The 21,865-nt window shown below is 73.9% G+C and carries 22 protein-coding genes, 1 tRNA gene and 1 pseudogene; 14 read left to right on the top strand and 10 right to left on the bottom strand.

Annotated elements, in window-relative coordinates; genetic code table 11:
* The first annotated feature begins 16 nt into the window (after positions 1–16).
* Together BLT72_RS18320 and BLT72_RS18315 are read left to right on the top strand one after the other, a co-directional pair.
* The gene (locus BLT72_RS18320) at positions 17–1,498 is read left to right on the top strand and encodes a LutB/LldF family L-lactate oxidation iron-sulfur protein (protein WP_091417841.1); all 1,482 of its coding nucleotides are present in this window, start codon (positions 17–19) and stop codon (positions 1,496–1,498) included.
* Positions 1,495–2,148 (top strand): LutC/YkgG family protein, encoded by a 654-nt coding sequence (locus tag BLT72_RS18315; protein ID WP_091414649.1) that lies wholly within the window; start codon positions 1,495–1,497, stop codon positions 2,146–2,148. The genes BLT72_RS18320 and BLT72_RS18315 overlap by 4 nt, the downstream gene beginning before the upstream one ends.
* A 231-nt stretch (positions 2,149–2,379) precedes the next feature.
* On the opposite strand, the gene BLT72_RS18310 is transcribed toward BLT72_RS18315, so the two are convergent.
* The 3 genes from BLT72_RS18310 to BLT72_RS18300 all read right to left on the bottom strand — a co-directional run bounded on the left by BLT72_RS18310 (position 2,380) and on the right by BLT72_RS18300 (position 6,596).
* A complete protein-coding gene (locus BLT72_RS18310; protein WP_091414648.1) occupies positions 2,380–4,404 on the bottom strand; it encodes a PhoX family protein in 2,025 nt (674 codons plus the stop codon).
* Positions 4,405–4,551: 147 nt separating this feature from the next.
* A complete protein-coding gene (locus BLT72_RS18305; protein ID WP_197677086.1) occupies positions 4,552–5,490 on the bottom strand; it encodes a homocysteine S-methyltransferase family protein in 939 nt (312 codons plus the stop codon).
* A 53-nt stretch (positions 5,491–5,543) separates the two neighbouring features.
* Positions 5,544–6,596 (bottom strand): aldo/keto reductase, encoded by a 1,053-nt coding sequence (locus BLT72_RS18300; RefSeq protein WP_091414646.1) that lies wholly within the window; start codon positions 6,594–6,596, stop codon positions 5,544–5,546.
* A gap of 102 nt (positions 6,597–6,698) precedes the next feature.
* On the opposite strand from BLT72_RS18300, the gene BLT72_RS18295 reads away from it, so the two are divergent.
* Entirely contained in the window at positions 6,699–7,397 is a 699-nt protein-coding gene (locus BLT72_RS18295) for a YoaK family protein (protein WP_091414644.1), read from the top strand.
* A 64-nt stretch (positions 7,398–7,461) separates the two neighbouring features.
* Here BLT72_RS18295 and BLT72_RS18290 read toward each other — a convergent pair whose 3' ends face one another.
* Positions 7,462–8,178 (bottom strand): hypothetical protein, encoded by a 717-nt coding sequence (locus BLT72_RS18290; protein ID WP_091414642.1) that lies wholly within the window; start codon positions 8,176–8,178, stop codon positions 7,462–7,464.
* A 208-nt stretch (positions 8,179–8,386) separates the two neighbouring features.
* On the opposite strand from BLT72_RS18290, the gene BLT72_RS18285 reads away from it, so the two are divergent.
* The 4 genes from BLT72_RS18285 to BLT72_RS18270 are packed head-to-tail and all read left to right on the top strand — an operon-like array spanning position 8,387 to position 11,908.
* On the top strand, positions 8,387–9,364 hold the full coding sequence (locus BLT72_RS18285) for a Bug family tripartite tricarboxylate transporter substrate binding protein (RefSeq protein ID WP_091414640.1): 978 nt from the start codon (positions 8,387–8,389) through the stop codon (positions 9,362–9,364).
* Positions 9,361–9,915, top strand: a complete 555-nt coding sequence (locus BLT72_RS18280; RefSeq protein ID WP_091414638.1) for a tripartite tricarboxylate transporter TctB family protein — start codon at positions 9,361–9,363, stop codon at positions 9,913–9,915. The genes BLT72_RS18285 and BLT72_RS18280 overlap by 4 nt, the downstream gene beginning before the upstream one ends.
* A 52-nt stretch (positions 9,916–9,967) precedes the next feature.
* On the top strand, positions 9,968–11,464 hold the full coding sequence (locus tag BLT72_RS18275) for a tripartite tricarboxylate transporter permease (RefSeq protein WP_091414637.1): 1,497 nt from the start codon (positions 9,968–9,970) through the stop codon (positions 11,462–11,464).
* A 51-nt stretch (positions 11,465–11,515) separates the two neighbouring features.
* A complete protein-coding gene (locus BLT72_RS18270) occupies positions 11,516–11,908 on the top strand; it encodes a universal stress protein (protein WP_091414636.1) in 393 nt (130 codons plus the stop codon).
* Between the two features lie 12 nt (positions 11,909–11,920).
* Here BLT72_RS18270 and BLT72_RS18265 read toward each other — a convergent pair whose 3' ends face one another.
* Entirely contained in the window at positions 11,921–12,445 is a 525-nt protein-coding gene (locus tag BLT72_RS18265; RefSeq protein ID WP_091414634.1) for an SRPBCC family protein, read from the bottom strand.
* 106 nt (positions 12,446–12,551) lie between these two features.
* On the opposite strand from BLT72_RS18265, the gene BLT72_RS22355 reads away from it, so the two are divergent.
* Positions 12,552–12,623 (top strand) — tRNA-Gly (locus BLT72_RS22355).
* On the opposite strand, the pseudogene BLT72_RS23605 reads toward BLT72_RS22355, so the two are convergent.
* The 3 genes and pseudogenes from BLT72_RS23605 to BLT72_RS18250 form a co-directional block, all read right to left on the bottom strand.
* A pseudogene (locus tag BLT72_RS23605) lies at positions 12,601–12,774 on the bottom strand (ArsR/SmtB family transcription factor); the annotation flags it as partial. The gene BLT72_RS22355 and the pseudogene BLT72_RS23605 overlap by 23 nt on opposite strands.
* An 87-nt stretch (positions 12,775–12,861) precedes the next feature.
* The gene (locus BLT72_RS18255; RefSeq protein WP_091414632.1) at positions 12,862–14,466 is read right to left on the bottom strand and encodes a phospholipase D family protein; all 1,605 of its coding nucleotides are present in this window, start codon (positions 14,464–14,466) and stop codon (positions 12,862–12,864) included.
* A gap of 7 nt (positions 14,467–14,473) precedes the next feature.
* Complete coding sequence (locus BLT72_RS18250) at positions 14,474–15,244, bottom strand: SDR family oxidoreductase (RefSeq protein WP_197677085.1); 771 nt, start codon at positions 15,242–15,244, stop codon at positions 14,474–14,476.
* A gap of 122 nt (positions 15,245–15,366) precedes the next feature.
* Here BLT72_RS18250 and BLT72_RS18245 point away from each other — a divergent pair, with 122 nt between their 5' ends.
* The 5 genes from BLT72_RS18245 to BLT72_RS18225 are packed head-to-tail and all read left to right on the top strand — an operon-like array spanning position 15,367 to position 18,501.
* Positions 15,367–16,170 (top strand): SDR family NAD(P)-dependent oxidoreductase, encoded by an 804-nt coding sequence (locus tag BLT72_RS18245; protein ID WP_091414630.1) that lies wholly within the window; start codon positions 15,367–15,369, stop codon positions 16,168–16,170.
* 25 nt (positions 16,171–16,195) lie between these two features.
* Positions 16,196–16,744: a CNNM domain-containing protein gene (locus tag BLT72_RS18240; RefSeq protein ID WP_197677084.1), complete on the top strand. Its 549-nt coding sequence runs from the start codon at positions 16,196–16,198 to the stop codon at positions 16,742–16,744.
* Positions 16,745–16,792: 48 nt separating this feature from the next.
* Positions 16,793–17,305: an RNA polymerase sigma factor gene (locus tag BLT72_RS18235; RefSeq protein ID WP_091414628.1), complete on the top strand. Its 513-nt coding sequence runs from the start codon at positions 16,793–16,795 to the stop codon at positions 17,303–17,305.
* Complete coding sequence (locus tag BLT72_RS18230) at positions 17,302–17,967, top strand: methylated-DNA--[protein]-cysteine S-methyltransferase (protein ID WP_091414626.1); 666 nt, start codon at positions 17,302–17,304, stop codon at positions 17,965–17,967. Before BLT72_RS18235 ends, BLT72_RS18230 begins: the two co-directional genes overlap by 4 nt.
* A gap of 18 nt (positions 17,968–17,985) precedes the next feature.
* A complete protein-coding gene (locus BLT72_RS18225; protein ID WP_091414624.1) occupies positions 17,986–18,501 on the top strand; it encodes a universal stress protein in 516 nt (171 codons plus the stop codon).
* Positions 18,502–18,519: 18 nt separating this feature from the next.
* Here BLT72_RS18225 and BLT72_RS18220 read toward each other — a convergent pair whose 3' ends face one another.
* A complete protein-coding gene (locus BLT72_RS18220; RefSeq protein ID WP_091414622.1) occupies positions 18,520–19,923 on the bottom strand; it encodes a protealysin inhibitor emfourin in 1,404 nt (467 codons plus the stop codon).
* A 494-nt stretch (positions 19,924–20,417) separates the two neighbouring features.
* On the opposite strand from BLT72_RS18220, the gene BLT72_RS22345 reads away from it, so the two are divergent.
* Entirely contained in the window at positions 20,418–20,573 is a 156-nt protein-coding gene (locus BLT72_RS22345; RefSeq protein WP_157720560.1) for a hypothetical protein, read from the top strand.
* A 247-nt stretch (positions 20,574–20,820) separates the two neighbouring features.
* Here the strand turns inward: BLT72_RS22345 and BLT72_RS18210 are convergent, their stop codons facing one another.
* A complete protein-coding gene (locus BLT72_RS18210; protein WP_091414619.1) occupies positions 20,821–21,825 on the bottom strand; it encodes a hypothetical protein in 1,005 nt (334 codons plus the stop codon).
* Positions 21,826–21,865 lie beyond the last annotated feature (40 nt).

Here is a 21,865-nt window from a genome sequence, read left to right as displayed (position 1 = left end):
CGCGGTCGACCTCGGTATGCCCGGCCGGCCGGCGACCTCACCGCGCGGTGTCGGCCACCTCCGCGGCGACGCGAGCTTCCCCGACGCCGCACGCCACTCGCTCACCGACACCCAGTTGCGCCGCAACCTCGGCAAGGCGACCGCCACGATCCGCGCCAAACGGGCGGCCGTGGTCGCCGAGCTGCCGGACTGGGAGGAGCTGCGGGAGGCGGGCCGGCAGCTCAAGGTGCACACCATGGCGCAGCTGCCCGCGTACCTGGTCCAGCTGGAGGAGGCCGTCACCGCCCGCGGCGGCGTCGTGCACTGGGCGCGCGACGCCGAGGAGGCCAACCGGATCGTCGTCGACCTGGTGCGGGCCACCGGGGCCGACGAGGTCGTCAAGGTCAAGTCGATGGCCACGCAGGAGATCGCCCTCAACGAGGCGCTCGAGGAGGCCGGCATCGCCGCCTTCGAGACCGACCTCGCCGAGCTGATCGTGCAGCTGGGCCACGACAAGCCGTCGCACATCCTGGTGCCCGCCATCCACCGCAACCGGGCGGAGATCCGGGAGATCTTCCTGCGCGAGATGGCCGACGTCGACCCGGAGCTGAGCGACGAGCCCGCCGCGCTGGCCGCGGCCGCGCGGCAGCACCTGCGCCGCAAGTTCCTGTCCGCGAGGGTGGCGGTCAGCGGCGCCAACTTCGCGATCGCCGAGACGGGGACGCTCGCCGTCGTCGAGTCCGAGGGCAACGGCCGGATGTGCCTGACGCTGCCGGACACCCTGATCACCGTCATGGGCATCGAGAAGCTCGTCCCCCGCGAGCAGGACCTCGAGGTGTTCCTGCAGCTGCTGCCGCGCTCCTCCACGGGGGAGCGGATGAACCCCTACACCTCCCTGTGGACCGGCGTCACCCCGGGCGACGGGCCGCAGGCGTTCCACCTCGTGCTGCTCGACAACGGCCGGACGGCGGTGCTCTCCGACGCCCAGGGCCGGGACGCGCTCAACTGCATCCGCTGCAGCGCCTGCCTCAACGTCTGCCCCGTCTACGAGCGGGCCGGCGGGCACGCCTACGGCTCGGTCTACCCCGGCCCGATCGGCGCGATCCTCTCGCCGCAGCTGACGGGCGTCGAGGACAACGCCTCGCTGCCGTACGCGTCGTCGCTGTGCGGGGCGTGCTACGACGTCTGCCCGGTCAAGATCGACATCCCGAGCATCCTGGTGCACCTGCGCGCGGAGCACACCGAGACCTACGCCGCCGAGCACCGGCTGCCGAGCGCCGAGGCGAGCGCGATGAAGGCCGCCGCCTGGGTGATGAGCAACCCCACCCGCTGGACGCTCGCGCTGCGCAGCGGCCGGCTGGGCCGGCTCCTGGGCCGACGGCGCGGGGTGATCGGGGAGGTGCCGCTGCCCGTCGCGGCGCAGTGGACCGCGACCCGGGACCTCAGCCGGCCGCCGGAGCAGACCTTCCGCGACTGGTGGGCCGCCGAGCACACGTCGTCGGCGGAGGGCCCGCGGTGAGCGCCCGCGAGGAGGTGCTCGCCCGCATCCGGGCGGCGCACGCGGCCGCCCCGCCGCCCGACCTGCCCTACGCCGCGCTCAGCCGGGACTACCGGACGAGCTCGGCCCTGGACGTCGAGGCGCTCGTCGAGCGGCTGGTGGACCGGTTGCTCGACTACAAGGCGCTGGTGCGGCGCTGCTCGGTCGCCGACCTCCCGGCCGCGCTGGCCACGGCGCTGCGGGAGCGGGGGGTCCGGCGGCTGGTGGCGCCGGCGGGGCTGGACCCGTCCTGGCTCGCCGCGGTGGACACGGGTGTCGACGTGCGCACCGACGACCCGGACGTCGGCGCGGCGCTCCCGGTGGCCGAGCTGGACGTGCTGGACGGCGTCGTCTCCGGCTGCGCCCTGGCGGTGGCCGAGACGGGCACGCTGGTCCTCGACGGCAGTGCCGGGCAGGGGCGGCGGGTGATCAGCCTGATCCCCGACTACCACCTCTGCGTGGTGCTGCCCGGCCAGGTGGTGGCCGACGTGCCGCAGGCCGTGCTCGCCCTCGACCTCACCCGGCCCACCACGATGATCAGCGGCCCGAGTGCGACCAGTGACATCGAGCTGAACCGGGTGGAGGGCGTGCACGGTCCGCGCACGTTGGAGGTGCTCGTCGTCGAGCGGTGAGTGCCCTGGCTCAGGCCAGGCGCATGATCACCAGCACGAGGATGATCACGACGAGCACACCGACGATGGTTCCGATGATTCCTCTGTTCATGCCCGGAACGTAGCACCGGTGGTGCTCGCCGGAGGGGCGGGGCGCGCACCCTGAGTCGATCTTGAGGATGCGGCCGGCTCCGGTCCTGCGCCGAGCGGCGGCTGCGGCCCCGCGGGTGAGCGGGACCGCAGCACGCGGGGTCAGTCCTGGGTGACCTGGATGACCGACGGACGCGGACCGCGCCAGGCGCCCCGGCGGGCCCGGGAGCCCTCGGCGACGTAGTCCGGGAAGAAGGAGACCTGCTCCTCCCAGCTGCCGTCCTCGCCCGGGTGCTGGACGGCGACGAACACCGACCCGTCCCGGTCGTGGATGACGGGCCCGCAGGTCTCCGCCCCGGTGGGCACGGCCAGGAACTGCACGACGTGCCCGCGCTCGTCGCCCACCAGCGGCACCCGGAACAGGCCGTCGTTCTTGCCGATCGAGCTGGGCTGGCCGTCGGTGGAGATCCACAGGTTGCCGCCCGAGTCGAAGGCGACGTTGTCCGGGCAGGAGATCGGAGCCACCGGGCCCTCGTAGCCGCCGAAGTAGGTGCCGGCCTGGTCGGTGTCGCCGCAGACCAGGAACAGGTCCCAGGCGAAGGAGGTGGCGCCCGGGTCGCCGTGCCGCTCGGTGATCTCGATGACGTGCCCGTTCTTGTTGGCGGGCCGCGGGTTGGCGGCGTCGGTGGCCGGGTTGGTCCCGGTCCCGCGGCGGTCGTTGTTGGTGCAGGCGACGTAGACCTTGCCCGTCCGCGGGTTCGGCTGCACGTCCTCGCAGCGGTCCATCGGGGTCGGCTTGACGACGTCGGCGGCGAGCCGGGTGTAGACCAGCACCTCCTCGACGGTGAAGCCCGGGACCATCGACCTCCCGTCCAGGGTCAGCGGGATCCACGCGCCCTGACCCAGGTTGTCGTTCGTCGGCTTCTGGCTGCCGCTGAACCGGGCCACGTAGAGGTCGCCCTCGGTGAGCAGCTCGAGGTTGTGGCGCCGCGCCGCCTTGCTGGTGCCGGGCCGGTACTTGCGGCGGCTGACGAACTTGTAGAGGTAGTCGAAGCGCTCGTCGTCGCCCATGTAGGCGGCGACGGTGCCGTCGCGGCCGATGTGCACGTTCGCGCCCTCGTGCTTGAAGCGGCCCATCGCCGTGTGCTTGCGCGGCGTCGACGTCGGGTCGGTCGGGTCGACCTCCACGACGTAGCCGAACCGGTGAGGCTCGTTGACGTGGTCGCCCTGCCGTGCGTCGAAGCGCGGGTCGACCGCCTCCCAGCCGTAGACGCTCGCGGCGTCGGTCAGCCCGTAGCGCTTCGACCCCCTGGCGGCGGGGTCGGCCCGGAAGTAGCCGTTGAAGTTCTCCTCCCCGGACAGGACCGTGCCCCACGGGGTGGTGCCCCCGGCGCAGTTGCCGAAGGTGCCCTTGACCCGGGTGCCGGTGGGGTCGGCGGCGGTGCGGACCAGCGCGCTGCCGGCGGCGGGGCCGGTCAGCCGGAACAGGGTGTTCGCGGTGATCCGGCGGTTGTGCTCGCCGCCGCGGACGTAGCGCCACGGTCGGCCCTTGCCGCCCCGGCGCAGGTCCACGACGCTCATGCCGTGCGCCGCCATCAGGGTGCGCAGCACCTCGGCCTCGGCCGCGTCGTCCTCGGTCGGCGGGAACATGATGGCGCGGTTGGTGTACTCGTGGTTGCAGACCAGGAGCGCCTCGCGGCCGCGGCGGTCGGTGACCATGACGTCGAGGTAGTCGTTGTTGTAGCCGAACTGCTCCTCCTGCGCCTCCGCGTCCGGGTGCTCCGGGTCGAAGGCCGGCGAGGTGTGGAACAGCGGGTCGCCCCACCGCAGGATCGTGTTCCAGCGGTAGCCGTCGGGGACGGTGACCGCGTCGACGGTGTCGGCCACCGAGGCGATCGGGTCGAAGGCCAGCGGGGTGCGCGGGGCCCGGCGGGCCGCGGCCGTGGCGCCCGTCGGGGCGGCGGCGGCCCGCTGCGGCGTGAGGGCCGGCACCGTCGCGGACAGCGCCAGGGCGCTGGCCCCGGCCAGCAGGGTGCGGCGGTCCAGCTGGCCGCTGGCGACCTCGCGGAAGCTCGGCGCGTCGGAGGTGTTGGGAGCTGGGTGGGCGCACGCGCTGTCGCACTTGAGGTGGCAGGTCACGGCACTGCGGTTGGCGTGGGTCTGGCCGAGCATGGGCAGGGTCTGCATGGATCTCCGTCGGGTCGCCGGCGACACCGTCGCCGAGGGGCAGGACGCCAGGCAGCCTGACCGCAGCAGGTGACGGTTCGCTAACTTCCGACGACGGGTGGGTGAAGCGCCGGGCCCGTCCGGCCGTCCGTCCCGCCGTCCGCCCGCTCAGCGGGGTGGGTCCACACCCCAGATGCGGGCGACGTGGCGGACGTCGGTCCCGCAGCAGCCCCCGAGCACGGTCAGCCAGGGCAGCCGCGCCCGGAGGGCGCTGTGGCCGTCGGCGAAGACGTCGAGGTCGCCCTCGTCCAGCTGCTCGGCCGCGTCCAGCTCGGCGTGGCTGGCGGTGGAGGCGTTGCACCGCAGCCCGCGGATCCGCGACTGCCAGCCGCCGGGCTCGTCGAGGGCACGGAGCACGTGCCGGGGGTGGGCGCAGTTGAGCAGGAAGAAGTCCGGTCCGCCGTCCGCGTCGACCTGCTCGACGGCATCGGCCAGCAGTGTGCCGTCGGGCAGCCGGCCGTCGGTCTCCAGGGTGAACGACACCGCGACCGGCAGGCCGGCGGCCCGGGCCGCCCGGACGACGCCGACCGCCTCGCCGGCCGTGGTCAGGGTGTACGCGGTGGCCAGGTCGGCGCCGGCCTCGGCGAACGCGTCCAGCTGGGGGCGGTGGTAGGCCGCCGCCTCGCCCGCGTCGACGCCGCCGTCGGCGCGGTAGCCGTCACCGCGAGGTCCGACCACGCCGCTGACGGTGACGGCGGGGACCCGGCCGGCGTAGCTGCCGCCGAGGTCGGAGAGGAAGGCCACCGCCGCCCGGTTGGTCCGGGCGAGGCCGGCCGCGTCGCGGCCGAGCCGGGCGCCCCAGTCCGGGTTGGCCCGCCACGTCGGCGTCTCGAGCAGCAGGCCGACCCCGGCCCGGACCGCGACCTCGGCGTAGCCGCGGTAGTAGAAGCGCAGCAGCTCGCGCCCGCGCTCGTCGTCGAGCAGCGGGAAGGCGGCGAACTCCGGCAGGTCGACCCCGGCGTGGAAGATCAGGTCGGTCTCCAGCCCGCCGTCGGTCACGGTGGGGTGCGTGGCGGGCCGCAGGCCGGGGGTCGCGGTGGTGCTCACGCTCCCGTCCTAGCAGTGGCCGGGCGGCCCGGCAAGGACGGGAGCGCCGTTCCTCAGCCCAGGTGCCGCTGCAGCAGCGTCAGGTCGGCCGGGCTGAGCCGGTCGCCCGAGGTGTTCGCCTGGTGCCAGTAGGGGTACATCAGCGGTTGCGCGCTGACGGCGTCCAGCCGGTCCATCTCCTCGGAGGTGAGGGCCAGCTCGGCCGCGGCGAGGTTGTCGCTCAGCTGCGCCTCGGTCCGGGCGCCGACGATCACCGAGGTGATGGCCGGCTTGGCGATCGTGTAGGCCAGGGCCACCTGGGCCGCGGAGACGCCGTGCGCCTCGCCGATGGCGACGAGCTCCTCGATGGTGGCGTAGAGCTTGTCCTCGTCGTGCACGGGCGGCTCGCTCCACTCCCCGAGATGCCGGCTGCCCTCGGGCGCGTCCACGCCGCGGCGGTACTTGCCGGACAGCAGGCCGCCGGCGATGGGGCTCCAGACGAGGATGCCGAGGCCCTGGTCGACGGCCAGCGGCACCAGCTCGTTCTCGATGTCGCGCGCCTGCAGCGAGTAGTAGACCTGCTGGCTGACGAACGGCTGGTACCCGTGCCGGTCCGCGGTCCACAGCGCCTTGGTCAGCTGCCAGGCCGCGTAGTTGGAGCACCCGACGTAGCGCACCTTGCCGGACTGGACCAGGGTGTCGAGGGCGTGCAGCGTCTCCTCGAGCGGGGTGTGGCCGTCCCACTCGTGGACCTGGTAGAGGTCGATGTAGTCCGTGCCGAGCCGGCGCAGGCTGGCCTCCGCGCCGCGGATGATGTGGTGCCGGGAGAGGCCGGCGTCGTTCGGCCCCTCGCCCATCGGCATCCGCACCTTGGTGGCCACGAGCACCTCGTCGCGGGCGGACCCCAGGGCGGCGCCGAGGATCTCCTCGGACGTGCCGCTGGAGTACACGTCGGCGGTGTCGAAGAGGTTGACGCCGGCGTCGCGGGCGAGGCCGATCTGGCGCCGGGCGCCCTCGACGTCGATCTGGCCGACGGCAGCGGCCCAGCCGCTGCCCCCGAAGCCCATGGTGCCGAGGGTGATGGTCGAGACACGGAGGCCGGAGCGGCCGAGCTGGCGGTAGTCCATGGCCGGAGTCTAGGAACGCCGGCGGTGAGAGGTCGGACCTGGGTCCGCCGGCCGCCCGTAGGGTGAGCGCGACCTGCCCCCGTCCCGAGGAGAGCCCGCGGCATGCCCGACCGACCCTGGCCCGAGCGCGCGTACGAGGGGGCCCTGCTGGTGCTGACCGCGGCGACCGGCGCGATCGACGGCGTCAGCTACCTGGCCCTGGACCGCGTCTTCACCGGCAACATGACCGGCAACGTCTTGTTCATCGGGTTCGGGCTCGTCGGGGTGGCCGACATCCCGGTGCTCAACAACCTGGTCGCGCTGCTCGCGTTCATGCTGGGCGCCGTCCTCGGCGGGCGGCTGGCGGGCCCGGCGGGTGCGCGGGCCCGGCTGCGTCGGCGGACGCTGCTGATGCTGCTGGCCAACACGGTCCTGGTGCTGGCCCTGGGGGCCGCCTGGGTCGCGCTCGGCCGGATCGGCACGCCCGTGATGGTGGCGATCACCGGGCTGCTGGCCCTGCTGCTCGGTGCCCAGGCGGCCGGGGTCAAGCAGATCGGCATCCGCGACCTGTCGACGGTGGTGGTGACGATGACGATGGTCAACCTCTCGACCGACAGCCGGGCCGCCGGGGGCCGCGGCGAGGCGTGGCTGCGCCGGCTGGGCGCGATCGTGACGATGGGGCTGGGCGCGCTGGCCGCCGCCGCGGTCACCCGGTACCTCGGCGGGGCCTACGCCCTGCTGCTGGCCGGGGTGGTGATGCTCGTCGCCGTCCTGCTGCTGGGCCGGGCCCGTCGGCTGGACGCGCTGGGCGTGGCTGGTTGAAGCAGCTGTCAGCGCCGGTGGTCGCCGGGACGACCACCGGCGCTGACAACCCGGTCCGGGGCGACTACTGCGCGGAGGCGAAGGAGCTGACGCAGGCGCCCTGGTTGGCGAACACCGGCTTCGTGCTGGTGGTCCAGCCGCCGTTCTTGCACTGGTCCTTGCTGGTCAGCACGACGGCCTCGGCGAAGGTGTGACGGGTGCCGGCGAAGTCGATGGCGTTCAGCACGCCGTCACCCTTGACGCCCGAGCCCAGCGAGAAGCCGAAGGCCTGCACGGTCGCGTTCGGGAAGGCGGCACGCCACTGGTCGAGGGTGCCGTGGTCCGGGCTGCCGGAACCACCGGTGTGGGACGGTGCGGCGTCCTTGACGAACGGCTTCGCCGCGTTGTTCAGCCACCAGTCGTTCCCGTAGATCCTCTCGCCGACCAGGATGCCGTCCGAGGTGCCGTCGCCGTCGACGTCGACGACGAGCTGCGCGCCGGGGACGCCCCCACTGCTGGTGTCGGTGAAGTCGAGCGACGGCTCCCCGGCGGCCGCCAACGGCGTGCTCGTGGCCACGTACTCGGCCACCTTGTCGGTGCTGGTGCGTCCCTCGGTCCAGATCCGCAGGCCGCTGCCGACGACCTCGTAGTGGCCGGTGGCCCGGGTGTCGGACAGGGTCTTCACGAAGTCGTCGGGGACGGTGATGGTGCCGGCTCCCGCCGCGGAGGCGGGGAGGACGGCGGAGGCGGCCAGCACCAGGCCGGCGGCGGCCGCGGTCAGGGCAGCAAGGGTCGTGCGCACAGGTGAGCTCCTCGAAAGCGCTTCCCCGGACGTCACCGGCGCCGGGTGCGCGGGTGGTGGGGAGCGCGCCGAGCGTAGGAGGGCCGGCGCCCTCGCCGGAGCGAAACGGACCGGGAGGGCGCACATTTGTGCGAGGCCCGGGTCCTCCACCCGGCCAGCGCGGCGGTGTAGCGTCCGAGACGACACCGAGGTCGGGGGGCGGGACGAGATGACGCTGACGCGCAGGACCGTGCTGGCCGGCGCGCTGGGGTTGCCCGCGCTGGCGCTCACGGGGTGCGCCGGGACGGTCGCCCGGCCCGGGGACCTCTCGCGGCTGCGCATCATGGCCCCGGCCAGTCCCGGCGGCGGCTGGGACACCACGGCCCGGCTGCTGCAGCGGGTGATCCGCTCGACGGGCCTGGCCCGCAACGTGCAGGTGTTCAACGTCGAGGGGGCCGGCGGCACGATCGGCCTGGGCCAGCTCAGCCGCGAGTCCGACGACGCGCTGCTGATGATGATGGGCCTGGTGATGGTGGGCGCCGTCGAGACCAACAAGTCGGCGGTCAAGCTGACCGACGTCACCCCCATCGCACGGCTGGTCGGCGAGGCCGAGATCATCGTGGTCCCCGGTGACTCCCCCTATGACACCCTCGAGGACTTCGTCGCCGCCTGGAAGGACGACACCCGCGGTCTCCCGGTGGCCGGGGGGTCGGCGGGCGGCACCGACCAGATCCTGGCCGGCCTGCTGGCCGGCGAGGGCGGCGTCGACCCGAAGCTGATCAACTACATCGCCTACTCCGGGGGCGGGGAGTCGCTGGCGGCGCTGCTCGGCGGCAAGGTGGCAGCCGGCATCTCGGGAGTGGGGGAGTACGCGCCCCAGGTGGTGTCGGGCGACCTCAAGGGTCTGGCGGTCTCGAGCGAGAAGCGCTCCGGCCAGGTTCCCGACGTCCCGACGATCGCCGAGGCCGGCTACGACGTCGTCCTCTCCAACTGGCGCGGGCTGATGTCCCACCCGGGCCTCACCGCCGAGGCCCGCACCGCCCTGACCGATCTGGTCACCCGGGCGCACGACACCCCCGAGTGGAGGGACGTGCTGGCCAAGAACGAGTTCGACGACGTCTTCCTCGCCGGGGAGCCGTTCGCCACCTTCCTGTCCGAGGAGGAGCTCCGCGTGCAAGCGATCCTGTCCGACATCGGGCTGACGTGAGCGCCCCGCCGACCAGCGAGCGGAGAACCCCCGCCGCCGCGGCGCTGCCCGCCGAGCGCCGGCCCCGCCGGGGTGAGCTCGTGCTCAGCGTGCTGCTGGTGGCCCTCGGGGCCTACCTCGTGCTGGACGCCCGCGGGATCGCCGTGCCGGGCTCCTCGAACACCGTCGGGCCGCGCTTCTTCCCCTACCTGGTGGGCGGCGCGACCGCCCTGGTCGGCGCCCTCCTGGCCATCCGGATCCTGCGCGGCGACCGCGGCCCCGAGGAGGACGGGGAGGATATCGACCCCGACGCCCCGACGTCGTGGCGGGCCGTGGCCATCATCGCGGTCGCCTTCCTCGCCCACGCGCTGCTGATCAACGTGGTCGGCTGGCCGCTCGCGGTGACGTCGATGTTCGGCGTGGTCGCCTGGGCGCTCGGGGCCCGGGGCGTCGTCCGGCCGCTCATCGCCGGCGGGATCACCTCGGTGATCATCTGGCTGCTGTTCGTCAAGGCGCTCGGCGTGGTGCTGCCGGGCGGGATCCTGCTCGAGCTCGCCACGGAGTGGATGTGATGCCCGGCGCCGGGGTCCTCAGGGGTCGCCCCCCTGAGGTCGGAGCGGCCTGATGGACGCGTTCGTGGCGCTGCTCGACGGCTTCGGTGAGGCCCTGACGCCGATCAACCTGCTCTTCGCGCTGCTCGGTGTGCTGCTGGGCACCGCGGTCGGGGTCCTGCCCGGGATCGGGCCGGCCATGACGGTCGCGCTGCTGCTGCCCATCACCTACGTGCTGGAGCCGACGGCGGCCTTCATCATGTTCGCCGGCATCTACTACGGCGGCATGTACGGCGGCTCCACGACGTCGATCCTGCTCAACACCCCCGGTGAGTCCAGCTCGATCATGACCGCGCTCGAGGGCAACAAGATGGCCAAGGCCGGACGGGGCGCGGCGGCCCTCGGCACGGCGGCGATCGGCTCCTTCGTCGCCGGCACCATCGCCACGCTGCTGCTGGCCCTGGTGGCCCCGACCGTCGTGCAGCTGGCGATCTCCATCGGGCCGGCGGACTACTTCGCGCTGGCCCTGCTGGCCTTCCTGGCCGTGGCCACGGTGCTCGGCTCCTCGCCGTTGCGCGGCCTCGCGTCGTTGTGCGTCGGGTTGTTCCTCGGCCTGGTCGGCACCGACCTGCTCACCGGGCAGCAGCGGTTCACGTTCGGACTCCCGCAGCTCGCGGACGGCATCGACGTCGTCATCGTCGCCGTGGCCCTGTTCGCCGTGGGGGAGGCCCTGCACGTCGCCTCGCGGCTGCGGCACGGACCGGTCGAGGTGATGAGCTCGAAGGGCTCCTTCCTGACCCGGCAGGACTTCCGCCGGTCGTGGAAGCCGTGGCTGCGGGGGACGGCGCTGGGCTTCCCGTTCGGGGCGCTCCCCGCCGGCGGCGCCGAGATCCCGACCTTCCTCTCCTACGCCACCGAGCGCCGGCTGACGAAGCACCCGGAGGAGTTCGGCCGCGGCGCCATCGAGGGCGTCGCCGGGCCGGAGGCGGCGAACAACGCGGCGGCCGCCGGCGTGCTGGTGCCGCTGCTGACGCTGGGCCTGCCCACCTCGGCCACCGCCGCCATCCTGCTCGCCGCCTTCCAGGGGTACGGGATCCAACCCGGACCCACGCTGCTGACCACGGAGTCGACGCTGGTCTGGACCCTGATCGCCTCGCTGTTCATCGGCAACGTCATGCTGCTGGTGCTCAACCTGCCGCTGGTCGGCATCTGGGTGAAGCTGCTGAAGATCCCGCGCCCCTACCTGTACGCCGGCATCCTGCTCTTCGCCTCGCTCGGCTCCTACGCGGTCAACGCGCAGCCGCTGGACCTGGTCATCCTGCTGGTCCTCGGCCTGCTGGGCTTCGCCATGCGGCGCTTCGGCTGGCCGGTGGCGCCCGCGGTGATCGGGCTCATCCTCGGGCCGATCGCCGAGACCAACCTGCGGCGGGCGCTGGCCATCAGCGACGGCGACCTCTCGACGCTGGTGGACTCCTGGTTCAGCCGGGTCGTGCTGCTGGTGGCCCTGCTCGCCGTCGTGCTGCCACCGCTGCTCAAGCTGACCCGACGGCGGAAGGAGGCCCTGGTGTGAGGGGCCGGACCCGCGAGGACGGGCTGTGACCGGACACGAGGAGGTGCTGGGGTGAGTGCAGTCGTGGTGGGCTACGTGCCCAACCCGGAGGGTCGGGCGGCGTTGGCCAAGGGGATCGAGGAGGCGCGCTTCCGCGGTGTCCGGCTGGTGGTGGTGAACACCACCCGGGGCGACGCGCTGGTGGACGAGCGCTACCTGCAGGACAGCGCCGTCGCGGCCCTGCAGGCCGAGCTGGACGCGCTGGACGTGGAGGCCGAGCTGCGGCAGACGAGCGACGGCCAGGACGTCGCCGAGGACCTCGACCGGATCGCGGGCGAGGTCGACGCCGAGCTGGTGGTGATCGGGCTGCGCCGCCGCACCCCCGTCGGCAAGCTCATCCTGGGCAGCGCCGCCAGTCGCATCCTGCTGACCGTCCACCACCCCGTGATGGCGGTCAAGGCCTGAGCGTCCGGCCGGTCAGGGCTCCGGGACGGGGTAGCTCCCGGCCAGCCGGGGGTGGTAGGCGGTGAAGTCCGACGGCACCGGACCGCCCGCGACCACGGCGTCGAGGCGGTCGAGGTAGTAGTGCCAGCCCGGCCCGATGTCGCCGGCGTCGTAGGGCTCGGCGAGCCGGTGGGTGAAGAGCAGCCGGGTGCGGCCGCCCTCCTCGCTCAGCAGCACCGTGAGCGGCCAGGGCCCGTCCGGCGTGCCCGCCGTGACCTCCAGCCGCGAGGGCGGTTCGCAGCGGTCGATGGTGACGGGCTCGGCCGCGGCGCCCTCCTCGTCGGTCATGGTCAGCAGCACGTGGCCCTCGGTCGGGTCGCCGCTCCAGCGGCCGATCCAGCGCGCCGTCCGCTCCGGGTCGGTGAGGGCCGACCAGACGTCGGCGGCCGGGACGTCGTAGTGCCGCTCGAAGCGCAGCAGGACCTCGCCGTCCTCGCGGACGACCGCACCCAGGCGGCCCAAGGGGTGGTCGAGGGGCGTGGTGGTGGTCTCGTTCATGGCGTGCTCCTGTCCCGGCGTCCGCGCCGGATCTCGGTGTCGAGGGCGTCGAGGCGGTGTGCCCAGTGCGCCCGGTACGGCTCGAGCCACGCGTCGACCTGCTGCAGCGGCGCCGGCTCCAGGGCGTAGAGCCGGCGGTTGCCGACCGCCCGGACGCGGGCGAATCCCGTGTCCCGCAGCACGCGCAGGTGCTGCGAGACGGCCGGCTGGGAGATGCCGAACTCGGCGGTCACCTGGTGGCCCAGGACCCCGGCCGGCTGCTCGCCGTCCCGCAGCAGCTCGACCAGGCGTCGACGGACGGGGTCGCCGAGGACGTCGAGTGCGTGCACGTCCACCAGTGCAGCAGGAGGAGTTGTATAAGTCAACGCTTATGCAGGGCGGCGTTCAGCGGCGTCGGCCCCGGCACCGGTCACGGGTCAGAACTGGCCGCTCCGGCGCAGCGCGCGGGGTCGTCCGTCCGGGTCGAGCACCGTGCGGTACAGCGGCCAGGCCCAGGTCCGGGCGAGCCGGCTGATCCGGGGCCGGGCCAGCGGGACCAGCCGACCGGGCGGGCGGGTGCCGTGCTCCCCGCCGTCGTGCCAGGCCTGCAGCCGGGCGGCGGCGGCGGCGAAGGCGTCTGCCATCCCGTCGGCGCCGCGGCAGTCCGCCATCACGGCGTCGAGGCTGTCCGCCGTGACGTCCCGGTCCAGGTGCTCGGCGGCCAGGGTGAGGCGGAGCCGGCGGGCGTAGGCCGAGTGGTCGCCGCCCTCGGTGTCGACGACGACGGCGGACAGCTCCGAGTCGTGGGTCCAGGAGCGGCGGTTGAAGTTGTCCGAGCCGATGGTCGCCCAGCAGTCGTCCATCACGCAGACCTTGGCGTGCACGTAGACCGGCGTCCCCGCGTGGTTCTCCAGACCGTACAGCGAGACGCGGTCCCCGCCGGCCTCGGTCATCAGCCGCACGGCGGTCTCCCGTCCCAGGTCCTGGGGGACCCGGGACAGCGGCGAGGACTGGTCGGGTCGCTGCGGCAGCACCGCGATGACGCGCAGCCGGGGGCTCCGGCGGAGGGCGTCGGCGAAGGCCTGGGCCACCTCCCGGGACCACAGGTACTGGTCCTCGACGTAGACCAGCTCGTCGGTGCGGGCCAGCGCCTTGCCGTAGCCCCGGGCCACGCTGCGCTCGCCGCCGCGGGCGAAGGGGTGGTCGCGCCCGTGCCGCAGGTTCGGGTAGGTGCGCAGCAGCTGCAGCGCGTGGCTGCCGCCGGGCACCGCAGGGGGCGGCGGCGCCTGCGGGGGCAGCGGGTCCGGGCTCACGTCGTCGCCGGCCAGCCGGTCCCGCAGCCGGCGGAGCGGCTGCCGGGTGAGCGGGGTGGGGTCCTCCCAGCGCTCCCGGAACACCGTCTCGACGTCGTGGACCCCGGGACCGCTGATCGCCGCCTGGGCGTCGTGCCAGGCCGGGGTGGGCCCGTAGACCGCGGCCATCGGCTGCGGCTGGGGGTCGCCGCCGTGGTCGGCGGTGTCGCGGCGGGAGTGGCACAGGTCGATGCCGCCGACGTAGGCGACGTCGTCGGCGGGCCGGTCGGCGTGCCGGATGACCACCAGCTTCTGGTGGTGGGACCCGCCGGTGCGCACCCGCATGTCCAGCAGCACCTCAGCGCCGTTGGCCTGCAGCCGCTCGCCGAGGCTGCGGTTCTCCCGGCCGGAGAACGAGAGCGCGTCCCAGTGCGAGCGCCAGACCAGCCCCCGGACGTCGACGCCGCGCCGGTCCGCCGCCGACAGCAGCGTCTCGACCTCGCTGCCGTCCTCCCCGGTCAGCCGCTCGTCGGGGTCGCCGCGCCAGTCGGTGAAGTAGATGAGGTCGCCCGGCCCGGTGGCGGCGATCTTCGCGGCCAGCTCGGCGAAGTAGGGGGCGCCGTGCACCAGCGGCCGGACGAGGTTGCCGGTCGACCAGGCGGTGCCGCCCGGGTGCCCGTCGTCCAGGGTGGTGCGCGGGTTGCCGCGCTCCTCCGCGCTGAGCAGCCAGTCCGCGGGTTCGAGCCCCACTACGCCGTCACCTCGGCGCCGGGTCGCGCTTGGTCGGGGTGACCACGAGCTCGTTGACGCAGACGTGCGGCGGGCTGTCCAGCACGAACTGGACGGTGCGGGCGACGTCGTCCGGGCTGAGCATCGCCACCCGGTCGCCCGCGCCCGGCACCACCGGCCGCAGGCTCAGGAAGTCGCTGTCGATGTCGCCCGGGCAGACCGCGCAGGCCCGGACCCCGTGGCGGTTCTCCTGGGCGTTGAGGTGGGCGGCCAGCGACCCGACGGCGGTCTTGCTGGCGCTGTAGGCCACGCCGGCGTCGGGGGAGAACTGCCAGCCCGAGACGGAGGACACGAAGACGACGACACCGCCCCCGGCCGCCCGCAGGGCCGGCAGGGCGAGGTCGACGACCAGGGCGGCGGCGGTCAGGTTGGTGTCGACGATGGCGCGGAAGTCCGCCATCGTCTGGTCCCGCCAGTAGCGCCGCGGGTGGTTGAGGCCGGCCGACAGCACCAGGTCGGTGGGGTCGCCCCAGGTCTGCTGCAGGGTGGCCCAGGCCTCCTGCAGCTGGTCGTCCCGCCCGGTGTCGGCCGGCAGCTCCAGGACCTCGCCGCCGGCGTCCCGGACCAGAGACGCCGTCCCGGCCAGGGCGTCCGGCCGGCGTCCGGTCAGCACCACCCGGGCCCCGGCCCGGGCGGCCGACACGGCGACGGCGCGGCCGACGCCGCTCCCCGCGCCGGTCACCCAGACGGTGCGCACGGTGGCGTCGCGGCCGCCGGACGGGGTGGGGTCTGTGCTCACAGGAGTCTCCTCGACGCTGCCGACGCCGACCCTCCGGCGCGGGACTAGGGTTTGGCCCACCTTCTCGCACCGCTCCGTCGACACCGCCCCCGGCCCCGGCCGGCCCCGCCCCAGGAGGCCTCGTGCTCATCGACCTGCAGGACCGCGTCGTGCTCGTCACCGGGGCGGGCCGGGGGATCGGCCGCGCCATCGCCGAGACCTTCGCCCGCGACGGGGCCCGGGTGGTGGCGCTGGACCTCGGGCTCGCCGAGGTCGAGGAGGTGGCCGCGTCCCTGGTCGCCGAGGGGGCGACGGTGGTGCCCGCGACCGCCGACGTCCGCGACGGTGCGGCGGTGCAGCGGGTCGTCGACGACGCCGTCGCCCGCTTCGGCCGGCTCGACGTGCTGGTGAACAACGCCGGCATCAACGTCGAGGGCCGGCTCGAGGACCTCGACGCCGCCGCCTGGGACCGTTGCTTCGAGGTCAACGTCCGCGGCACCTTCACCACCTGCCGCGCGGTGGCGCCGGTGATGAAGCGGCAGCGTTCCGGCCGCATCCTCAACGCGGCCTCGTTCGCGGCCATCGTGCCCAGCGTCGGCTCCTCGGCCTACGCCGCCTCGAAGGCCGCCGTCGTCCAGTTCACCCGCACCATCGCCGGCGAGCTCGGCCCGTGGGGGATCACCGCGAACTCCTACGCCCCCGGGATGATCCCGACGGCGATGAACGGCTTCGCCGACCTGCCGCCGGCGCAGCAGTCGGCGAAGCTGGACACCCTGAGCCTGCGCCGCTGGGGCGAGGCGCAGGACGTGGCGAACCTGCTGTGCTTCCTGGCCAGCGACCTGGCGGGCTACATCACCGGCACCCTCGTCGACGTCAGCGGCGGCAAGCTGGCCACCCAGGTGCCGAGCGCCGCGTACGCCGGGCTGGACGACGCCTCGCTAGGCTGACCCCTCACCCCTGGAGAGGTCGCCCATGCTGCTCGACTGGCTCCTGGTCGTCGTCGGCCTGGTCCTGACCCTCGGCAGGGGGCTCTTCGTCGCCTCGGAGTTCGCCCTGGTGAACCTCGACCGCAGCGAGCTGGAGGCCCCTGAGCGCGACGGCGAGCCCGGGCTGACCACCACCACCACCACCACCAACGCCCTGCGGATCACCTCCCCGCACCGGTCGGGCGCCCGGCTGGGCATCACGGTGACCACGCTGCTGACCGGCCTCACCTTCGAGCCGGCCGTGAGCCGGCTGCTCAAGGACCCGCTGACGGCGCTCGGGGTGCCCGCGGGGGCCGTGCCCGTGATCGGGACCGTGACCGGCCTGGTGCTGGCCACCCTGTTCTCCCTGGTGGTCGGCGAGCTGGTGCCCAAGGACGTCGCCCTGGCCCTGCCGCTGCGGACCGCCCGGCTGGTGCTGCCGTTCCAGACCATGTCCACCGCCGTCTTCCGGCCGCTGATCCTGCTGTTCAACGGCACCGCCAACGCGCTGGTGGAGCTCGTCGGGGAGGTGCGGGACGCGACCAGCAGGCACTGAGTCGGCCGCCGACCTCACATCCGGGCGTCGGCCGGCGTCTACCCGGTGATGAGCACCCCACCGTTCGACGACGTCGTCACCCGCCACGGGGCCACCGTGCTGCGGGTGTGCCGCGCCGTGCTGACCGCCCACGACGCGGACGACGCGTGGTCGGAGACCTTCCTGGCCGCCCTGCGCGCCTACCCCGACCTGCCGGCCGGGGCCAACGTCGAGGCCTGGCTGGTGCGGATCGCGCAGCGCAAGGCGATCGACGCGCTCCGCGCCGCCCGGCGGCGACCCGTCACGGTGGAGGAGGTCCCGGCCGGGACGTCGGACCTCGGCGTCTGGCAGCCGCCCGACGACGAGCTGTGGGACCGGCTGCGGGCGCTGCCGCCCAAGCAGCGGCAGGCCGTGGCCTACCACCACGTCGCCGGCCTGCCCTACGGCGAGGTCGCCGCCCTGCTCGGCGGGACGGCCGCCGCCGCGCGCCGGGCCGCCGCCGACGGGGTCGCCGCGCTGCGGCAATCGACCCCGGGGCGCTCATCACCCCCCGACCGCACCGAGCACGAGGAGCGACCATGAGCACCCCCACCCCCACCTCCACCCCGGGGGCCACCGACCCGACGAGCACCGCCGGCGTCGACGCCCCCACCCCCGCCGAGCTGGAGAGGCTCCGCGACCGGCTGGTCGTCGCCGCCGCGTCCGCCGACCTGCTGGACGTCGGCTACACCACGACCGACTCGCCCTACGGGCCGCTGCTGCTGGCGGCCACCCGGCAGGGGCTGGTCCGGCTCGCCTTCGCCCGGGAGGACCACGACGCGGTCCTCGCCCGGCTCGCCGCGCGGGTCAGCCCCCGGGTGCTCCGGGCCCCGGGGCGGCTGGACGGTGTCCGGCGCCAGCTCGACGAGTACTTCGCCGGCACCCGACGGGAGTTCGCCGTCGACGTGGACCTGCAGCTGAGCAGCGGCTACCGCCGCACGGTGCTGGACCACCTGCGCGGCCTGCCCTACGGCCGGACCGAGTCCTACACCGAGGTGGCCCGGGCGACGGCGAGCCCGCGCGCCGTCCGCGCGGTCGGCTCCGCCTGCGCGACCAACCCGGTCCCCGTCGTCGTGCCCTGCCACCGGGTGCTCCGCTCCGACGGCTCGCTCGGCGGCTACGTCGGCGGGCTGGAGGTCAAGACGAGCCTGCTCGCGCTCGAGGCGGGTGCCGGCGTCGAGGGCTATCGTCAGCACCACCGGTAGCCCGCGCGAGGAGGACCCATGGTCGTCACCCCTGGTCAGCACCGCATCCTGGTCGGCGTCAACCACGGCCAGGCCGACGTCGTCCTGGAGCAGGCCGTCCGCCTCGGCCGGGCGCTGTCGGCCGAGCTGGTGTGCGCGCACGTCGACGTCGGGCGCTACGTCGTCGAGGAACGTCCGGACGGCACCGTGGTCTCCCGCCCGCTGGACCCCGACCTCCCGGAGCTGTCCGACAGCGACTTCGACCCGGCGCTCGCCGACCACGTCCGCGGCCTGGTGGGGGACCTGCCCGTCACCTTCCGGGAGCTCGCCGGCGACCGCGCCTACGCCCTGGCCCGGCTCGCCGACATCTGCGGCGTCGAGATGATCGTCGTCGGCAGCCGCCGCCGCGGTGTGCGCTCAGGGCTGAAGGAGTTCTTCGGGGGCTCCGTCGCCGCCCAGCTGGCCCACCGGCAGCACCGGCCGGTGGTGGTGGTGCCGGTGCAGCCGGTCAGCGCCGGGACACCGCTGCCGTGGGAGGACCCGGGGCTGGTCTGAGCCACCCGCGGGGACCGCTCAGCCCAGGTCGAGCCGGCCGGACCCGCCCAGCACGATCCGGACGACCTGGTCCAGCTCCGGCGTCAGGTCCTGCTCGGGCACGGTGAGGTGCCAGTCGCCGACGGCGACCGTGTAGACGAACCGGTCGGGCGCGGGGGCGCTGCCGGCCAGCAGCGAGAGGTCGGTGGCGAGCAGCAGCTGACGGACTTCCGGACCCTGCGGGTCGCCGTCGAGGTCCAGCTCGCCGGCCCGGACGCCGCCGGCGAAGCCGCCGCTGCGCCGGACCGCGACCGTGCGGGCGTCACCCACCGGCACGCCGGGGGCGGGCGGGGCGGGCTCGGCCGGGACGGCGTCGACCGGCGGGGCGGTGGGGCCGTCCGCCGCCGGCGCCAGCACCCCGACCTCGACCCAGGCCGCCCGCACCCGGGCCTCGACGGTGGCGTCGTCGGCGAAGAGCCGGCCCGCCGACGCCAGGGTGGCCTCGGCGAAGCCGGTGAAGTCCACGTCGGCACCGATCGCGCCGCCGGTCAGCGTGTCGTACCAGACGCGACCCGCCTGCTCCCAGCTGGGGCCGCCCAGGGCCACCGCCGCCAGGGCGAACGCCCGGTTGGGGATGCCGGAGTTGAGGTGCACCCCGCCGTTGTCCTCCTCGGTGTCGACGTAGTCGGCCATCGAGCCGACCTGCGGGTCGCGGCCCAGCTGCGGGTCGTCGTAGGCGGTGCCCGGCTCGAGCATGGACCGCAGCGCCCGGGCGGCGACGCCCGGCCGGAACAGCCCCTCGCCGATCAGCCAGTCGGCGTTCCCGGCGTCCTGCCCCAGCACCCGCTGCTTGGTCAGGGCCGCGAAGACGTCGCTGACGCTCTCGTTGAGCGCCCCGGACTGGCCCTGGTAGGTCAGCCCGGCGCTGAACTGGGTGACGCCGTGGGTGAACTCGTGGGCCATCACGTCCATCGGCTTGGTGAACCGGTCGAACACCTCGCCGTCCCCGTCGCCGAAGACCAGCTGGCTCCCGTCCCAGAAGGCGTTGTCGTAGCGCTGGCCGTAGTGGACGGTGACGGACAGCGTCGTGCCCTCGCCGTCCACGGAGCGGCGGTCGAAGACCTCCGCGAACAGGTCCCAGACCTGACCGGAGGACTCGAAGGCCTCGTCCACCGCGGCGTCACCGCTGGCCGGGTCGTCGTCGGAGCGGACGGGGGTGCCCGGCAGGGTCTCGGTGCCGCCGGCGCTGTGCACGACGCGGCGCTCGGTGCTGGCGTCCACGCGCACCCTCGGTGCCCGGGGGAGCGGGGTCGGCCGGGTGCGCTGCTCGCGCAGCCGCTGGTCCAGCGCCAGCGTGGAGCGGCCGAACGCCCCCGCCGCCGTGTCGGCCGCGGTGCTGGCCAGGTGGTCCAGCAGGTACGGGGGGATGAAGTAGCAGGTCATGGGCTCTCCCGGGTCTCGTCGTGGCGCCGATGCTGGCACGGACCACTGACACCGGCACCAGACCTGCGTGGCGGCCCGCATTTTGGCCACCGGCTACAAGTAATTGGGGGAACCACGGCCGACACCCTTGACGGCGGTGCTCATTAGGGAAAGTCTGATCGGCGGAAAGGAGCGCCGACGAGAGGCGCCCCGGTTCTTCCACCGGTCGAGATGGCCGGCACACGGTGACGGCTCCTCCACGCAGGAGCGAGCGATTCCACGACCACGGGGGCCTGTGGACCGGGTGCGGTGATCGGAGATCTCACGCGTAGGTGCCACCCGGAGCACCTAACGCGATTTTGTCGTGTCCGCTTGATGACATGTCTCCTAGTTGCCACCGCCAGGTGTCGACGCGCATTGTCCTGCGTGCATATCTTTCTTCTCGAAACGTCAGGGTTCCCGCCATCAAAACCCCTCCCCCCCGATGGCGGGACAAACCGGAAGGAATTCCCCCCATGCGCACCTCCCGTACCGCTCGCAAGGTCGTCGCCGGCATCAGCGCGGCCGTCGTCTCGCTGCTCCTGGTCGGTGGCACCGCTGCCACCATCACCACCGACGACGCCGGTCGTGGCGTCAAGACGGTCTCGACCCTCGACGGTCGCGGCGTCTGAGCTGACTCCACCCGTGCTGGGCGCGCTCGGCTCACGGCCGGCGCGCCGGGCAGGGGTCGGGCAGGTCAGGACCAACCTCGGAATCCTTCGGGAGGCCGGAACCCCTGACAGTCCCGGAGACGGCTAGCAGCACAGGCTCACGCGACGACCGGTCAGCCGGCCCACTGCTCCCCGCAGCGGAACCGGCCGCCACGCCCGTCCAGCAGCGCCCGCGCCACCCCGGAGGGAGCGCGGGCGCTGCTGCGTGCTACGGGCGCGAGGAGGCCGCGGCGCCCATCATGCCGTACGTCTGCGTGCGGATGTACTCGGCCCGGACCATCGCCGCACCGAGCTGGAGACGGGTGGTGACGCCGAGCTCGTCCATCAGCTCGGAGATCCAGCGCCGCACCGAGCGCACGTTGATGCCCAGGTTGCTCGCGATGGCCTGGTCGGTCGAGCCGGTCATCAGCAGCGACATCAGCATCTGGCGCCGCGGGTCGTTCTCGGTGTAGGTCGAGGCGACGATCGGGACCGCGGTGTCCCAGACCGCCTCGAACAGCCACTGCAGCGCCTCCACCAGCAGCGGGTGCCGCACGATGGACATCCGCAGCTCGTGGCCGGGGAGGTAGGACCGCATCGACGGGATCAGCGCGACCGAGGCGTCGACGATGACCAGCTTCATCGGCACCGGGGCCGTGCGGGACTCCTCGCCCTTGGCGGCGAAGAGGGTCAGCTCCTTGAGCCGGTCGGCGTCGAACCCCGGGTGGTAGACGCAGCGCAGCCGGGTGCCCCGGTCCAGCGCCTTCCACTCCTCGGCCGCCTCCTCGAGGATCTCCTCGTCCGCCTCGCGCTCGTCGGCGTAGGGCGGCTTGTCGAACATGCAGATCTCTTTCTGCGCCTTGGAGCACAGGTCCTTGTTGCTGGCCGAGATCGCCTCGCGGCCCACCACGATCCGGATGTCGTCGCTCTGGTTCTGGGTGGCCGCCAGCAGGTGGCTGTGCAGCGACTCCGCGGCCAGGCTCGCCATCTCGAGCTCCGACAGCCGCTGGGCCTTGAGCGCGTTGGCCACGTCGGGAAGGGGGAGCGAGCGCCAGGTGCCGCGGGACAGCTCCGTGGCCAGGCCCAGCTTGCGCAGCTCGTCGAGGCGCCGGTCGAGCTCGTCGGCGGGGACCGAGCTCAGCTCGGACAGCTCGGCGCTCGTGGCGTTCCCGATCGGCGCGAGGACGAGGTAGATGGCCTCGGCCTCGGCGCTGATGCCCAGCGGCTGGAGCATGGGGGCTTCCTCCGGCTTCCCGTGGTGAGACTGCGACTGT

This window comes from Friedmanniella luteola (genome assembly GCF_900105065.1).
Taxonomy (GTDB): domain Bacteria; phylum Actinomycetota; class Actinomycetes; order Propionibacteriales; family Propionibacteriaceae; genus Microlunatus; species Microlunatus luteolus.
Note: the sequence above shows the minus strand (reverse complement) of the source record. Positions and strands in the feature narration are given on the sequence as shown.